Raw genomic sequence first — 15,622 nt, 5'->3', positions numbered from 1 at the left:
CCGAGCCTTGGCGGGGACTGTTTTCCGTTTAGCGGGTGGCGAGGAATTCGTTGATGGCGATGGTGACTTCCTGGCCGGTGGTGTGGCTGCGCACGATTGACATCACGCGGTCGTGCAGGTCGGTGGTGCCGGTGCGGTCGTAGGTGTCGGAGATGACCAGGTCGAGCCAGGGTCGTTTGATGGGTTCCGGTTTGCCTTGGATGGGTTTGGCGAAGAAGTCGGCGAGGGCGTCGGCGATGCGGCGTTTCGCTGTGGCGAGCTGCTGTGGCAGGTCGCCCTGCCGGTCGGTGGGCACCTTTTCCAGGGTCGTGGTGGCGTTGGTGAGGTCGGTGACGGCGGCGTCGAGTTGTGCGGGGGTGGTGAGTTCGGTTGCGGCGATGCGGTTGAGCAGGTCGTGGGCGTGGACGAGGTGTTTCACGACGGTCAGTCGCTGGTTGAGCGCGGTGACCTGGGTGGCGTCGGTGACCTTGGCGATGGCCGTGTCGGCGGTTGTGATCGTGTCCGCCGAGGGGTTGGCCTCGGCGGCGGCGACCGCGTCCTGCGCCGCCTTCAGCAACTGCGCCTGCTGGTCGGCGAGCTGCACGCTCATCGAGCCGATGATGAGGGGCAGGTTGTTCGCGCCCACGATCCGCATGTCGGCGTTGCCGTTCTGCCGGTTCCGGAACACCACCTGGGGCAGGTCGAGGGTCACGGTCTGCCAGGTGTTGACCATGGCGGCGGTGATGCTCACGCGGGTGGCGCTCTGGTACGCCGACCCGGTGGCCGCGGAGTCGTACTGGAGGACGAACGAGCCGGTGACCGGGGAACGGTACTCGATGGTCGCGGTGGCGTCGTACGGGCCGCCGGTGAGGTAGCGGTCGTCGACGGCGAGGTAGAGGTTGTTGCCGGAGTTGAACGTGTTCCGGTCGACCTGCAGGGCACGCCGACCGTCGACGACGATCTCGTGCGCGGGGCCGCTCTCGTACGGGATCCAGGTCAGCCCGTCGGGCTCACCGGAGAAGTCCATCGTGACCCGGGTCGCCGGTGGGGCGGGCGGGACCACGTCGAGGCGTATCGCCGAGACGGCGAGCGGAAGGTTGGCCAGCGCGTTCAGCCGCAGGTCCGCGCCGCCGTTCTGCCGGTTGGTGAACCGGACGTCGGGAAGGTCGATCGTCGTGGTCTGCCACTGGTTCACCTGGCCGGCGCCGATCGTCACCGCGGTCGAACGCTGGTAGGCCGAGCCGCTCTGCTGCGAGTCGTACTGGATGGCGAACGAGCCCGGGACCGGGGAGCGGTAGCTGATCGTGGCCTTCACCTGGTACGGCCCGCCGAAGATCGCCGCGTCGTCGACGAACATGTACAACTGGTTGGCGCCGCCGAAGGGATTCCTCTGCAGCTCCAGTGCCCGGCGGCCGTCGACCTCGGTGGTCAGGAACGGGCCGTCCTCGTAGTTCCGGTAGGTCAGGCCGTCGGCCTTGTCCGCCGCAGCGTCGAAGGAGACCGTGTACCTGTTCGGGGTCGGGTTTCCGCCCGGGTCCGGGTTCGGGTCGACCCAGTCCGACCGCTCGGCCAGGTAGGCCCGGCCCTGCGTGTCCTTCTTGAGCAGGAAGTAGTAGTCGACGGTGCCCGGTAGCGACAGGTACTCCGCCTTCAGCGAGTCCGGGGTCACGGTCAGCCGCATCGCCCCGAAGTGCGCGGCATCCCGGAACTTGCTGCCCGGCGCGACGCTGAACAGCGGCGTCAGGCCGGCGCCGCCGTTGCCGGAGATGGCGATGTGGTAGCCGTCGGCCGTCTCGATGTGCTCCGCGTGGTGATCGTGGCCGGCGAGGATCAGGTCCACGCCCGGCGTCATCAGCCAGGCACGGTCCAGGTTGTTGCCGGCCTTGCCGGAGGAGTAGATCGGCTGGTGGCCGCCGACCACCTTCCAGGCGGCCGGGCTGTTCGTGAGCGTGTTGCGGTAGGTGTCGTAGATCGGCGGCTTCGCGCTGCCCGTCGCCGTCTGGCAGTTGGCGTCGGGGTTGACGAAGTCGAGCAGCCCGTTGCCGAAGCCGGCGACGAAGGCGGCGGGCACCTTGAAGTAGTCCAGGCTCGGCTGGACGCTCTCCGGCGAGCAGCCGTTGCCGTAGTCGTGGTTGCCCATGATCGGAAACATTCGGCCGGCGTCGATGTCCGCCTTGTACGGCGCCTGGGCCTTGACCACCTCGTCGGGCCGGCCCTGCTGGTAGGTGTTGTCGCCGGTGGTGAGGATGGCCGCCGGGTTCCAGGAGTGGACCATGTCCGCGACCTGGTACTCCTCCGCACAGGTGCGGTCAACGCCGCAGCCGCCGTAGTCCCCGATCACGGCGAGCACCAGGCGGTCCTGGGGCGGCTGTTGGGTGTCGACCGGCGGGGTGATCCGTTGCAGCTCGCCACTGGCCGCACCCGCCGTGGTGGCGAGCCCCGCCGAGAGGGTCAACGCAGCGACCGAGGCCAGGGTGAGGGCGAGTTTTCGTTTGGCTAGCACGTCCAACTCCTTGCGGGTGTCGCGATCAACGACGCCGGACGCTAGGCGGTTGCGGTGATAGCCCGATGAACCCGAGACCAACCGGACCGGGCCGGCCCCTGACCAGGCGGTCGGAGGGCCGGCGAGGGGCGGTGCAGCCCGCTGTGCCGGCCGGACGCGCTGCGCCGCCCGGGCCGGGACGTCCGCGGCGGGGCGTTGACCCGAGTACGGATGCTCATCCGCCCGGCCGCCGGGACCGGCAGGATCGGGCCGTGACCACAACGATGCGTACTCTGCTCGGCGGGCTGCTGCTGGTGGCGGCGACGGTTGGCGCCTGGTGGGCCTGGTTGGGCTGGGAGAGCGGCTACACGGTCGACCCGGCGACCGGCGCCACCAGCGGCCCGTACGCGGTGTGGCAGGTGGCTGGCTGCGTACTGACCCTGGCCCTGATCGCCGCGGTCGGCGGCTGGTGGCGCGGCCCGTGGCTGGTGGCCCCGGTGATGACGGTGGCCTTCACGGCCGCCTGGGCGCGGCACGCCGCGTCGACCGACGCCACCGGGCTCTGGGCGGTCGGGGCGGCGCTGGTCGCCATCGGCACCGCGAGCGGGTCCACCCTGGTGAGCGCCGGTGCCGGGTGGCTGCGGCGCCGCCGCCAGCGGCCGGCCCGGTGAGAAGTGACCCGGCCCCTGACCCGGGAGCCCGCCGGCAACGCGGCGGGCCCCCGGTCACGGGACGGGTCAGGCGAGCGCCTTCAGGTAGTCGGGGTTGGCCTTCAGCCACTCCTCGACGGCCTTCTTCTCGTCACCCTTGTGGGTGTTGAACATCAGGTCCTCCAGGGACCCGAGCTGCTGGTTGTCCATGGTGAACTTCGCCAGCATCTTCGTGACCTCGGGGAAGTCCTTGCCGAAGCCCTTGCGGCCGAAGGTGTTGATCTGCTCGGCCTGGCCCAGGGTGCCCTTCGGGTCGGCCAGGTCCTTCAGCTCGTACTTCGCGTAGGCCCAATGGGGGTGCCAGAGGGTGACCACGATCGGCTTCTGGTCGGCGATCGCGGCGTCGAGCGCGGCCAGCATGGCCGGGGTGGAGGAGGTCTTCAGCTTCATGGCGTCGGCCAGGCCGTAGCCGGGCAGCACCTTCTCCTGGGTGGCCTTGGTGAGCCCGGCGCCCGGCTCGATACCGATCAGCTGCCCGCCGAAGGTGCCGGCCTTGCCGGCCAGGTCCTCGAGCGAGTCGACTCCGTCGACGTACTTCGGCACCGCGATGCTGAGGCTGGCGTCCTCGTACCAGACGCCGAGCTTCTCCAGCTTGTCGCCGTACTTCTCCAGGTAGGAGGCGTGGGTCTGGGGCAGCCAGCCGTCCAGGAACAGGTCGATGTCGCCGCCGGCGAGCCCGCCGTAGACGAGCCCGGCCTCCAGGTTCTTGAGCTGGACCCGGTAGCCCTTCTCCTCCAGGATGTGCTGCCACAGGTGGGAGGCGGCGATCGCCTCGTCCCAGGCCATGTAGCCGATGGTGATCTTCTTGCCGTTGCCGGACCCGCCGTCCGACTTCGCGCTGCAGGCGGCACCGCCCAGCGCCAGGGTGGCGGTCACGGCGAGCGCCAGCACGCGCCTCAGGGTCGTGAACACGGATTGTCCTTCCTTCTCTGAACAGCCGGCGGACCCGCGTACGCGGGCCCAAGGGTGCCGGCGGAGGGCGACGGTCAGGCGGCCTCCCGCGCCAGGCGCTGCGCCCGCGCGGAGGGGAACCGGTCGCCCACGGAGTCGGTGAGCCGGTCGAGCACCACGGCGAGGACCACGACGGCGATGCCGCCCTCGAAGCCGCTGCCCACCTCGACCTGGGAGAGCGCGAACATGATCACGTCGCCGAGGCCGCCGGCGCCGACCATGCCGGCGATGACCACCATGGACAGGGCCAGCATGATGACCTGGTTGACCCCGGTCATGATCGTCGGCAGGGCCAGCGGCAGCTTGGTCCGCAGCAGCACCATCCACGGTGGCGCGCCGAACGACTCGGCGGCCTGGACGATCTCCTTGTCGACCTGCCGCAGGCCGAGCTCGGTCAGGCGGACGCCGGGCGGCATGCTGAACACCAGCGTGGCCAGCACGCCGGGCACGGTGCCGATGCCGAAGAAGAAGATCGCCGGGATCAGGTAGACGAACGCCGGCATGGTCTGCATGAGGTCCAGCACCGGCCGGGCCACGGTGGACGCCCGCCGGTTCTCCGCGATGAAGACGCCCAGCGGGATCGCCAGCAGCAGGGCGAGCACGCTCGCCACGAGCACCTGGGCGAGCGTGCTCATGGTCTCCTCCCAGTACGGCATCCCGGCCACCACGCCGAGGCCGACCGCCGTCCCGAGGCCGAACTTCCAGCCACGCAGCCACCAGCCGAGCCCGGCCAGGACCAGCACGACCGCCACCGGAGGTACGCCGGTGAGCAGCTCGTCGAGCGGGCGGACCAGGGCGTCGACCACGGCCGCGACCGCGTCGAAGACCGGGCCGAGCGCGCCGGTGGCCCAGTCGACGGCGGACTCGGTCCAGGCGCCCAGCGGCACCCGGGGCAGCTCGACGTCGAGCGGGGACCAGGTGTGACTCATGTCGGCTCTCCCTTCGTGCCCACCAGCTCGACCTCGGCCGGGTCGGGCGCCGGCTCGTCCACCGCGGCCACCTCGTCGGGGGTGGCGCTGGCCAGGGCGCTGAGCAGGGTGATCCGGGGGATCACCCCGGCCAGCCGGCCCCGGTCGTCGAGGACGGCCACCGGATGCTGGCTCTCCGCGCAGTCGGCGAACAGGTCGGCCACCGCGGTGTCCTCGGTGACCGTGCGGACCCGCTCGGTCGAGACGTATCCGTCGAGGCTCGGCCGGCCCTCGCGCAGCGCCCGCAGCACGTCGTCCTCGGTGACCGTGCCGAGGAACTGCTTCATCGGCCCGGTCACGTAGACCGCCGAGGTCTGGCTCTCCCGCAGCGCCTTCGCGGCCACCCGGGGACCTGCGTTGACGTCCAGGACGTGGTGCGGCTTCTCCATCACCGACGCGGCGGTCAGGATCCGGGTCCGGTCGACGTCGGCGACGAACTGCGCCACGTACCCGTTGGCCGGGTCGGTGAGGATCTCCTCGGCGGTGCCGATCTGGACGATCCGGCCGTCCCGCATCACCGCGATCCGGTCGCCGAGCCGCATGGCCTCGTTCAGGTCGTGGGTGATGAAGATGATGGTCTTGCCCAGTTCGGCCTGGAGTTCCAGCAGCTGGTCCTGGATCTCCCGGCGGATGAGCGGGTCCAGCGCCGAGAACGCCTCGTCCATCAGCAGAATGTCGGTGCCGGCCGCGAGCGCGCGGGCCAGCCCGACCCGCTGCCGCATACCGCCGGAGAGGTCGTGGGGGAGCTTGTCCGCCCACTCCTCCAGGCCCACCATGCGCAACGCGTCCAGGCCGCGCTCGCGCCGCTCGGCCTTGGGCAGGCCGGCGACCTCCAGGGCGTAGCCCGCGTTCTCCAGCACCGTCCGGTGCGGCATCAGCGCGAAGTGCTGGAAGACCATGCTGATCTTCTCGCGCCGCAGCTTGCGCAGCGCGGCGGGCTTGAGCGTGGTCAGTTCGACCCCGTCGACCTGCACACTGCCCCGGGTGGGCCGGAGCAGACCGTTGAGCATCCGGATGAGGGTGGACTTGCCGGAGCCGGAGAGGCCCATCACCACGAAGATCTCGCCGGGGCGTACCTCGAAGTTCGCGTCGATCACGGCGGCCGTGGCCGGTAGGCCCGCCAGCGCCTCGGCGCGCGGGGCGCCGGTCGCGAGGCGCCTCATCGCCTCGTCAGCTCGATTGCCGAATATTTTGTAGAGCGACTTCACTGCGAGTGCGGGCACGATCCCCTCTCCGATGGAACCGGTGGCGTATCCCGCCATCGGTGGCCATCTTCGCGTCTCGTCCGTCGATATCAACATCGGTCACATTCCGGGGGCCGCAGGGGCCGGCCCGGAAACTTACCGACGTCATCGGCGAGAATCCAGTCGTAACCGGGGGGGCTGTGGAATTAACCACAAAAATTGCACGCTTTTCGACGTCGAATTCGGTCGCCGGTACCTACTGCGGACGGGCCGCACCGGGGTGTGCGAAGGGTGGTTGGACCCCGCTCTGGGCTCTTTGTTCCGTCCGGTGCGGGTGCCGGTGCCGAGCGCTCCGCTGCCGCCGTTCGTCCCCGAATATGACGACGGCGATAGAGAACGGTCATGCACTCGTGATTTTCCGTCACGCGATTGTCATATTCGGACGGCGAACCCGACCCGTCGGGCGGCGCGGTTCCGCAATCGCGTCGGCCGCCTTCGGCGAAATCGCCGGATATGGATCACCCGCGTCCCCGAAGAAGCCGAAACCAGCGCGCTCGTGCGGCACGGCGCCGCATGCATCGCCGGATGCCAGACGGTGTCCTCCCGCGGCCAGCCGGCCGATCGGATCGCCGGGACTCGCCAGCCGACCGCCGCGACGATCCGGCCGTGCCGAGGCACGGCTCCGCCCCGGCAGGGATGCCGCCGCGGCGGCAAGCTGATCGAGGACAGACCGGCCGACGGATTGCCGACAGGACGTCCGACCCCCGACCGGCGCATTGTTGGTGCAGTGGAGGCTTTGGATGGCGGGCCACATCCCATCCCTCCGGCCCCGGCGGCGACTCCGTGTCGGCGCCGGACGCCGCCAGCGCCGAGCGCGGCCGTGACGCCGCCGGCGGGCCCGGCCATCGCCCGGTCCACCGCGCGCCGCCCGGCCGAGACCCGGCCCGGCGCCGTCCTGAGCGGACGGTGCCAGCCAGTCAGGACACCGACGTCACCACCTCCGGCCGGCCTCGCCGGGACCGTCGTCATGAACCGCGGCGCCCCGCCTGACCCGCCGGGCGTACCGGCGGACGCCGGGCGCAGAGCAAGGAAGGAGGGGGCGGAGATGGCCGCTCCCACCGTGACCGCCAGCCTCAACCGCTCGACCTACTCCCCAGGCGACCAGATGACCCTCACGGTCACCTACGCCGACCCGGACACCCGGCCCGTCACGGTCACCATCGTGGTGACCGACTCCCAGGGCAACAGCAGCGCGCCGGTCAAGGCCACGGCGGTCATCGACCCGCTCACCGTGAGCGTGACCGACGATTCCGGCCGGACCTGGACGAAAGTCTCCGACACCGGGTCGGTGGCCGTGTACCGGGCGGTGGCGTGATGCCGCAGGTCACGGTCACCGTGCGGGACAACGGCGGGCACACCGCCACCGCCACCGCCAGCTACACCGTCGCCCTGCCGGTGCTGGGCGGCTACTACCTCGCCGGGAACGCCGACCCGACGGCCGACCTGGCCGGCGGCAACTTCCGTTCCCTCACCCAGTACCGCAGCTTCGCCGACGGCTACACCTTCCCCGGATACAACCAGTCGTGGCTGACCACCCTCGGCCGCAAGGGGATCGCGGTCAACATGGTGCTCGAACTGAAGTACTACGGCGCAACCAGCATCGGACCGCAGACCTTCACCGTGGACGGGGCCAGCTACACCGTCCCGGCCCCGGCGATGACCATCCAGCAGCGCCCGGGGACCACCTGGCCGAAGGCGTACGGGTACGGGCAGGTGCTCGCCGGCCTCTGCGACGGGCTCTTCGCGAGGGCGCTGTCGCAGTATCGGACCCTGGGCTTCCCGGTCAACATCCAACTCGCCTCCGAGCTGGACACCGACCACGAGTTCGGCACCACCGAATCGGGGGTGGCGTACGACTGGGCCAACTCGGACGCCCGGGCCGTGCAGGCGATGACCTACATCGTGAACTGGTTCAAGGCTCGCACGCTGCCCGCCGGCACCACCTTCTCGGTCGGCTCGGGCGGCTTCGACCGGGCCGCCTACCGGCGTACCCACCCGGAGTCGCTGATGGCGAAGCTGGACTTCCTGCATTGGAACGTCTACGCCACCGACCCGAGCGACACCGCCCTGGGCCGGTTCCGGCGCACGAAGGACTGGGCGGTGGCCGATCTCGGCCCGGTGGCGCTCTCCCGTCCGGTGCTCATCGCGGAGTGGGGGGTACGGGTGGCCGAGTTCCCCAATCAGGCCGCCTGGATCGCCACGGTGCCGGCGGCCATCGCCCAGCTCAACGCCGAGCGGAGCCCGCGGATCGTGCGCACCAACTACTTCAACTCGGGCTGGGGCACCCTCACCCCGAAGGACGCCGGGTTGGCCGCGCTGCGGGCGGCGTACGCCACCCGGCCGTACGTCTGACGAGCCGGCCCAGCGTTTCGGCCTACGCGCCGAAACTCGGCTGACGCGTCGGGGTCGGCCGCCGAGCCCCTCGGCGGCCGGCCCCGCGCGGGCCGGCGGACCCCTATGCACGCCGGCCCCTGGGCCGGGGGACCCCTCCACCCACCGGCCCGGTCAGGTCAGTACGCCAGCGCCACCGGCCGGCCCAGCAGCTGCGCCCCGTTGTTGCCCAGCCAGCCCTCGGCGGCTGCGGCGTGCTGCGCGAACGTGTGGATGTCCCGGAACCGGCGCTGGATCGGCGAGGAGTCCCGGGCCGCACCGCCGCCGGCCGCCCGGTAGCAGGTGTCCACGGCGGCGACCGCCTGCTCGGTCACCCAGGGCAGCGAGGCGGAGATGGTCGGGTGCAGGGCGGCGATCCGTCCCGGGTCCTCGGCGCAGGCCGCCCAGAGTTCGTCGGCGAGCGCGGCGAGCAGGGCCCGCGCGGCGCGGACGTTCAGGTCGGCCCGACCGAGCTGGACCCGGAACGCGGGCGAGTCGGCGAGCGGCTGCCGGGCGTAAAGGCGCTGCCGCCCGTCGCCGAGCAGCGCGGTCATCTCGTCCAGTGCGCCCTGCGCGATGCCGACCGCGACCGCACCCAGGTGCAGCACGAAATGCACCAGCGGCGCCACGAACCCCGGCCCAGGTACACACGGCGTGCCGGTGAACAGGTCGAAGCTCTCCTCCGCCGGACAGAACGCCGACTCGACCAGCACGTCGTGGCTGCCGGTGCCACGCAGGCCGAGCACGTGCCAGGTGTCCACCACGGTCACCCGGTCGGCCGCGAAGAGCATCGAACGGGTCTCCGGCGGCTGCCCGTCCGCCCCGGGCAGCGGCTGGCCGTCCGCGGTGACCAGGCAGTTGCCGAAGATCCAGTCGGCGTGCCGGCAGCCGCTGGCGAACCCCCAGCGCCCGCTCACCTGGAACCCGCCGTCGGCCAGCTCGGCTCGGCCCTGTGCGGCGAAACCGCCGGCCACCACCACGTCCGGGCCGGCGGCGTAGAGCTTGTCGAACCGGTCGCGGGGGAGCATGGCGAGCAGGTGCGGGCTCTCCGCGCCGATCATCACGGTCCAACCGGTCGAGCCGTCCGCCCGCGCCAGGGTCTCCAGCACCGCCATCCCGGTGCGCAGGTCCACCTCGTAGCCACCGTGGCTGCGGGGCACGAACATCCGGAAGCAGCCGGCCGCGCGGAGCCGATCGAGCAGGTCGGCGGGCAGCTCTCGGGCCTGCTCGATCTCCTCGGCCCGGGCGGTCAGCTCCGGCGCCAGCGCGCGTACGGCGGTCAGCAGGTCGTGGCGGTGCTCCATGGCGGCCTCCTCGTCGGTGTGGCGGTTCCACCGTGGCGGGTGCGCCGTCCCGTTCGCCAGGGACACCGGTACCGACCGTCCGGGACGCCGGTGGTGTCCCGGACCGGGGGCGGAACCGCCCGGACGGTCGGGACGCCGCGCCCCATGCGCCCGGGACGCCGGGCGGGCCACGCTTCGCCTGCGGCGATCCGCCGTGCCCCTGATCTGAGGAGGAATCATGACCAGCGCCACGCTCGACGCCACCGCCGCCCCGACCGTCACCGACCGTCCCCGCCGCGGCTGGGCGGTCGCCGGGGTCGTCGCCGGCCTCACCGGCATCGCGATCTTCCAGTTCGGTCCACAGTTTGCCAACGCGGACATGTCGCTGTTCGCCGACAACGCGCGCTTCGTGGCCTCGATGGACGGCAAGGAGGCGTACGTCTGGGTCTTCCAGGTGCTGTCCGTGCTGGCCGCCGGGTGCCTGGCGGTGTTCGCGGCCGGACTGCGGCGGCGGCTGGCGGCCCGGGAGCCGGCCGGCAGCCTGCTGCCCGACGTGGCGGCCGCCGGCCTGCTGCTCACCGCGGCGCTGCTGCTGGTCGGCGGCGGGGTGTCCACCGAGCTCTACTGGGACCTGCGGCACCTGTCCGAGACCGACGTCGACACGGTCGCGGCGCTGGCCGTCGGCTACAACACCTTCCCGTGGGTCTGGGCCGGGGTCGGACTCAGCACCGGGGCGGTGGCCGTCGCCGGGCTGCGCCGCCGGTCGGTGAGCCGCTGGCTGGCGGTGTTCAGCCTGCTGATGGCCCTGCTGGTGGTGCTCACCCAGGCGGTGCCGCTGCAGTATCTGGCGCTGGCCCCGGCGGCGCTCTGGGCCACTGTCGCCGGACTGACATTCGCGCTGGAGCGTCGGGGTCTCGGCAACTGACCCGGCGGCTGTCAGGATCAGCCCATGCCCGCCGAGCCGACGACGGCACCACCGGGCGGCGACCGGCGTCACCCGGTCGCCGCCCGGCTGGTCGCCGTCGGCTGCGCGCTCCTGCTCACCGGTACGGCCGTCTGCTGGGTCCTCGCCCGCCGGCCGTGGGGCCTGTCCCAGCTCTTCTTCCTGGTCGACTTCACCGACTGCGCGGTCTACGGCACGGTCGCCTGGCTGGTGCTGCTGCGGCGCGGGCACCCGGTCGCCTGGCTGCTCGCCGCGACCGGAGTGGGTGGCGGCCTGTCCGCGCTGAGCGCGCAGTACGTGGACCTGCTCGCGGTACGGCCCGGGCTGCCCGCCCCGGTGCTGCTCACCTCGGCCCGTGACTGGGCCTGGGTGCCCGGGATGCTCTCGCTCATCACGGTGGTGCCCTGGCTGGTCCGGGAGGGGCGGCTGCCCGTCCCGGCCCGGGTCGCGGTGGCCGCCGGCGCCCTGGTGACCGCCGGGATCGAGCTGTTCCACCTGACCTGGCCGGGCCGGCCGGGCCGGCCCTCGGGCGCGCTGCCGCTCGGCGTGCCCGGCTGGGCGGACGTCGTGGACACCGGGGACCTGCTGCTGTTCCGGGCGGTGCCGCTGCTCGGGCTGGTCGCCGCCGCCGGCCTGCTACGCCGATGGCGTACCGGACCGCCGGCCGAGCGGGTCGGGCTGGGCTGGCTGGCCGTCGGCACCGGGCTGCTCGCGGTGAGCTTCGCCCCGCTGGGCTTCCCCGGCTGGGCCGGGTACGTCCCGGACTGGCTCGCCCCGACCGCCATGCTCGCCTCCCAGGCATTCTTCCCGGCCGCGGTGCTGGCCGTGGTGCTCCGGCAGCGGCTGTGGGGGATCGAGATCGCGGTCCGCCGCACCCTGGTCTGGTTTCTGCTCACCTTCCTGCTGGTGACCGCGTACGTGGTGGGGGTGAGCTTGCTCGACGCGCTGCTGCCGGCCAGTCCCGCGGTGCCGGGGGTGCTGGTCACCGCGCTGGTGGCGGTGGGCATGCAGCCCGCCCGGGCCCGGGTGCAGCGCGGCGTCGACCGGCTGATCCACGGCGAGGCGGTGGAGCCGCTCGGCGTGGTACGCGGCGTCGGGCACCGGATCAGCGCCTCCGCGGACCCGGCGGACGTGCTGACCGGGGTGGCGCAGAGCCTGACCGACCTGCTCCGTCTCGGCGCCTGCGCGATCGAGGTGGACGCTCCGGAGCCGTACACCGCGCACGGGGCGTCCCCGGGGCCGGTCGGCGCGCCGTTGGTGCTGCCGTTACGCCGGGGCGGCACCGAGATCGGCCGGCTGGTGGCGTGGGCCCGGGCGGGGGAGCGGCTGGACGGGCGTACGCGCTCGGCCCTGGTCGACCTGGTGCCGGTGGTCGCTTCGGCGGCCAGCCTGGCCGCCACCAGCCGGGCGCTGGCCGCCTCGCGGGCCCGGCTGGCCGAGGCGCGTGAGGAGGAACGCCGCAAGCTGCGGCGCGACCTGCACGACGGGCTCGGGCCGGCGCTGGCCGGGGTGGCGTTGGGCCTGCAGGCGACCCGTAACCTGCTCACCGTGGATCCCGAGGCGGCCGGGCGGTTGCTGGACCGGCTGCGCGACGAGGTCGACCAGCGCGTCGAGCACGTGCGGGACCTGGCCCGGGGGCTGCTGCCGCCGGTGCTGGGCGAGCGCGGCCTCGCCCCGGCGCTGCACGAGCTGGCCCAGCGGTACGAGGGATCGGGGCTGGCCGTCGGGGTGCTGGCCGCGCCGCTGCCGCTGCCCGAGCCGGTGGCGACCGCGATCTACGGCATCGTCTCCGAGGCGGTCCGCAACGTGCACCGGCACTCCGGCGCGGCGAGCTGCCGGGTGCGCGTCGACCGGGACGACGCCGGGCTCACCGTTCGGGTCGAGGACGAGGGACGGGGCGTGGCACCGGGGACGCCGGACGGGATCGGGATGCGCTCGATGCGGGAACGGGCCGAGGGGATCGGCGGCGTCTGCGTCGTGGCGCCGGGGGAGGGCGGCGGCACCAGCGTGCTCGTCCGGGTGCCGGCCGCACGGCTGTCGGCGTACGAGTCGGATCGGGCGCTGCCGACGGCGGACGCCGCGCGGCCCGACCCCGCCGTCTCCGGGGAACCGGCGTGGTCCGCTGCCGGCGCGGAGGCGGCCGGGCCGGGCCCGGTGCGGCCGGCGGTGGTGGGGCCGTGAGCGGGGAGACGATCCGGGTCGCGGTGGTGGACGACCACCCGGTGTTCCGGCTGGGCATGACCGCGCTGCTCGCCTCGACGGCCGGGCTGGCGGTGGTCGGCGAGGCCGCCGACGCGGACGGCGCGCTCCGCGTCGCCGACCAGCAGCGGCCGGACGTGATCATCATGGACCTGCACCTGGGCGGCCGGTCCGGGGTGGCGGCCACCCGGGAGATCGTCACCCGGCACCCGGGTATCGGGGTGCTGGTGGTGACCATGCTGGACGACGACGACTGGGTCTTCGCGGCGCTGCGCGCGGGTGCCCGGGGCTACCTGCTCAAGGGTGCGGCGCCGGCCGAGGTGGAGCGGGCGGTCCGGGCGGTCGCCAACGGCGAGGTGCTGCTCGGCCCGGTGATCGCGAGCCGGGCGGTGAGCTACCTGTCCGGGGCCCGGGCGTCCGGGGCCGCGCCCTTCCCCGAGCTGACCGACCGGGAGCGCGAGGTGCTCGACCTGGTCGCCCAGGGGTTGAGCAACGTGGTCATCGCCCGCCGGCTGACGCTCAGCCCGAAGACCGTCCGCAACCACCTGTCCAACGTGCTCGCCAAGCTCCAGGTGGCCGACCGTGGTCAGGCCATCGTCCGGGCCCGGGAGGCCGGCCTCGGTCAGCCCTGACCGGCGCGGAACTCGTCGGCGACGATCCGCAGCGCCCGGGTCAGCTCCGCCGCCGACGGCGCCGCCTCCGGGTCGACCAGGCACTGGGCGGCCAGGCCGCCGAGCAGCGCCTGGTGGAAGGCGCCGAGCGCGAGCGCGGTCGGCTCGTCGGCGGCCGGGTCGACCCGGTGGAAGACCTCGGCGAGGCCGATCCGGGCCTGGCGGTTGGCGGTGGCGAACGCCGCCCGCAGCTCCGGTACGCGGTCCATCTGCGCGATCAGCTCGAACTGGATGGCCCAGAGCGGGCGCAGCCGGGCGAAGGACTCGATGATCCGCTCCCAGGTCGCCTCGAACCGCTGCTCGGGCGTGGCCGTCGCGTCGGCGTCCTCGGCGAGGGCTCGGCCCAGCTCCTCACCCCATTCCGCCATCGCCTCGATCAGGGCCTCGTTGAGCAGGGCCTTCGTGGTGCGGAAGTGGTAGCCGATGGCGGCCAGGCTGGTGCCGGCTGCGGTGGCGACGTCCCGGGCCGTGGTGCCCGTGTATCCCTTCTCGATCAGGCAGCGCTTGGCGCCGGCGAGCAGGTCCTCCCGATTTCCCATGCCGACAGGGTAGCGGATTTTTTGAACAAGCGTCTTGGACAATTGTCTAACACGCTTGTACAGTCATCGGCATGACCGATGTGCTGATCTCCGGCGCCGGTGTCGCCGGCCCTGCTCTGGCCTGGTGGCTGCGCCGTCACGGCTTCCGTCCGACCGTCGTCGAGCGCGCCCCGGCGCTCCGCGCCGGGGGCTACAAGGTGGACATCCGGGGCGCGGCCCTGGCGGTCGTCGACCGGATGGGCCTGGGGGACGAGGTGCGGCGGCACGACACCGGCATGCGGCAGGCCCGCTTCGTGGACTCGTCGGGCCGACAGCTCGCCACCATGGACGCCGCGCTCTTCGGCGGCCGGGAGGGGGACGACGTCGAGGTCATGCGCGGCGACCTGGCTCGCATCCTGGTCGACGCCACCCGCGACGTGGACTACCTCTTCGACGACTCGATCGTCGCGCTGGACCAGCGGGCCGACGGGGTGGAGGTCGCCTTCGAGCGGGCACCGAGCCGCCGCTTCGACCTGGTGATCGGCGCCGACGGGCTGCACTCGACGGTGCGGCGGCTGGCCTTCGGCCCCGGCTCGGCATACCTGCGCCCGCTCGGGCACCACATCGCGATCTTCACGGTGCCGGCCGAGTACGGCGAGGAGCGGGTCGAGCTGATGCACCCCGCCCCGGGGCGCACGGTCGGCGTCTACCGGACCGCCGGCGCCCCGGACGCGCGGGCCCTCTTCCTCTTCCCCTCGCCGGCCGAGGAGCCCGACCGCCGGGACGTCGCCGGGCAGCAGGCGGCACTGGCCCGGGCCTACGCCGGGGCCGGCTGGCGGGTGCCGGAGTTGCTCGCCGCGATGGCGGACGCGCCCGACTTCTACTTCGACGCGATGAGCCAGGTGCGGATGGACGGCTGGTCGACCGGGCGGGTCGGGCTGCTCGGCGACGCCGCCTACGGTGCCTCGCCGGCCTCCGGGCAGGGCACCAGCCTGAGCCTGGTCGGCGCGTACGTGCTGGCCGCGTCGCTGGCCGAGGCGGCCGGCGACCCGGCTGCCGGGTTCGCCGCGTACGAGCGGCGGATGCGCCCGTTCGTGGCGGCGAACCAGCAACTCGCCGAGCGCAACCTGAAGGGCATGGTGCTCGGCTCGGCCGCGCAGATCCGGTTCCAGACGCTGATGCTGCGGCTCATGCCGCACCTGCCGGGCCGGGAGGGGATGATCCGCCGGGTCACCGAGCCGATCCGCAAGGCGGCCACCGCGATCACCCTGCCGGACGTCCCGGCCACCGCGCGCTGAATCAGC

13 protein-coding genes are annotated in these 15,622 nt (G+C 72.9%); 7 read left to right on the top strand and 6 right to left on the bottom strand.

The annotated features are described in order from the left end of the window. Nucleotides 1–28: 28 nt before the first annotated feature. Complete coding sequence (locus ACFYML_RS24085; protein ID WP_387422790.1) at nt 29–2,482, bottom strand: metallophosphoesterase; 2,454 nt, start codon at nt 2,480–2,482, stop codon at nt 29–31. Between the two features lie 251 nt (nt 2,483–2,733). Between ACFYML_RS24085 and ACFYML_RS24080 the strand changes: the two genes are divergently transcribed. Then, nucleotides 2,734–3,132: a hypothetical protein gene (locus ACFYML_RS24080; protein WP_387422789.1), complete on the top strand. Its 399-nt coding sequence runs from the start codon at nt 2,734–2,736 to the stop codon at nt 3,130–3,132. Nucleotides 3,133–3,198: 66 nt separating this feature from the next. On the opposite strand, the gene ACFYML_RS24075 is transcribed toward ACFYML_RS24080, so the two are convergent. The 3 genes from ACFYML_RS24075 to ACFYML_RS24065 all read right to left on the bottom strand — a co-directional run bounded on the left by ACFYML_RS24075 (nt 3,199) and on the right by ACFYML_RS24065 (nt 6,352). Beyond that, on the bottom strand, nt 3,199–4,083 hold the full coding sequence (locus ACFYML_RS24075) for a glycine betaine ABC transporter substrate-binding protein (RefSeq protein WP_387422788.1): 885 nt from the start codon (nt 4,081–4,083) through the stop codon (nt 3,199–3,201). 74 nt (nt 4,084–4,157) lie between these two features. Continuing rightward, complete coding sequence (locus tag ACFYML_RS24070) at nt 4,158–5,051, bottom strand: ABC transporter permease (RefSeq protein ID WP_387422787.1); 894 nt, start codon at nt 5,049–5,051, stop codon at nt 4,158–4,160. Further along, nucleotides 5,048–6,352 (bottom strand): glycine betaine/L-proline ABC transporter ATP-binding protein, encoded by a 1,305-nt coding sequence (locus ACFYML_RS24065; RefSeq protein WP_387422786.1) that lies wholly within the window; start codon nt 6,350–6,352, stop codon nt 5,048–5,050. Before ACFYML_RS24065 ends, ACFYML_RS24070 begins: the two co-directional genes overlap by 4 nt. A gap of 1,027 nt (nt 6,353–7,379) precedes the next feature. On the opposite strand from ACFYML_RS24065, the gene ACFYML_RS24060 reads away from it, so the two are divergent. Then, nucleotides 7,380–7,649 (top strand): hypothetical protein, encoded by a 270-nt coding sequence (locus ACFYML_RS24060; RefSeq protein WP_387272524.1) that lies wholly within the window; start codon nt 7,380–7,382, stop codon nt 7,647–7,649. After that, a complete protein-coding gene (locus ACFYML_RS24055) occupies nt 7,649–8,686 on the top strand; it encodes a hypothetical protein (protein WP_387422785.1) in 1,038 nt (345 codons plus the stop codon). Before ACFYML_RS24060 ends, ACFYML_RS24055 begins: the two co-directional genes overlap by 1 nt. 158 nt (nt 8,687–8,844) lie before the next feature. Here the strand turns inward: ACFYML_RS24055 and ACFYML_RS24050 are convergent, their stop codons facing one another. After that, entirely contained in the window at nt 8,845–10,008 is a 1,164-nt protein-coding gene (locus ACFYML_RS24050) for an acyl-CoA dehydrogenase family protein (protein WP_387422784.1), read from the bottom strand. A 217-nt stretch (nt 10,009–10,225) separates the two neighbouring features. Here ACFYML_RS24050 and ACFYML_RS24045 point away from each other — a divergent pair, with 217 nt between their 5' ends. From ACFYML_RS24045 to ACFYML_RS24035, 3 genes are read left to right on the top strand one after another with little or no spacing between them, the layout of a single operon-like run. Further along, the gene (locus tag ACFYML_RS24045) at nt 10,226–10,912 is read left to right on the top strand and encodes a hypothetical protein (protein WP_387422783.1); all 687 of its coding nucleotides are present in this window, start codon (nt 10,226–10,228) and stop codon (nt 10,910–10,912) included. Nucleotides 10,913–10,936: 24 nt separating this feature from the next. After that, on the top strand, nt 10,937–13,111 hold the full coding sequence (locus ACFYML_RS24040) for a sensor histidine kinase (protein ID WP_387422782.1): 2,175 nt from the start codon (nt 10,937–10,939) through the stop codon (nt 13,109–13,111). Further along, a complete protein-coding gene (locus tag ACFYML_RS24035; protein ID WP_241825301.1) occupies nt 13,108–13,761 on the top strand; it encodes a response regulator transcription factor in 654 nt (217 codons plus the stop codon). Before ACFYML_RS24040 ends, ACFYML_RS24035 begins: the two co-directional genes overlap by 4 nt. On the opposite strand, the gene ACFYML_RS24030 is transcribed toward ACFYML_RS24035, so the two are convergent. Next, nucleotides 13,752–14,339, bottom strand: coding sequence for a TetR/AcrR family transcriptional regulator (locus ACFYML_RS24030; RefSeq protein WP_387422781.1), 588 nt, complete (start codon nt 14,337–14,339; stop codon nt 13,752–13,754). The genes ACFYML_RS24035 and ACFYML_RS24030 overlap by 10 nt on opposite strands. A 71-nt stretch (nt 14,340–14,410) precedes the next feature. On the opposite strand from ACFYML_RS24030, the gene ACFYML_RS24025 reads away from it, so the two are divergent. Continuing rightward, a complete protein-coding gene (locus ACFYML_RS24025) occupies nt 14,411–15,616 on the top strand; it encodes an FAD-dependent monooxygenase (RefSeq protein WP_387422780.1) in 1,206 nt (401 codons plus the stop codon). Nucleotides 15,617–15,622: the final 6 nt, after the last annotated feature.

Origin of the sequence: Micromonospora sp. NPDC007230, assembly GCF_042869115.1 — a bacterium.
Lineage (GTDB): Bacteria > Actinomycetota > Actinomycetes > Mycobacteriales > Micromonosporaceae > Micromonospora.
This window is presented reverse-complemented; position numbering and strand designations above follow the sequence as displayed.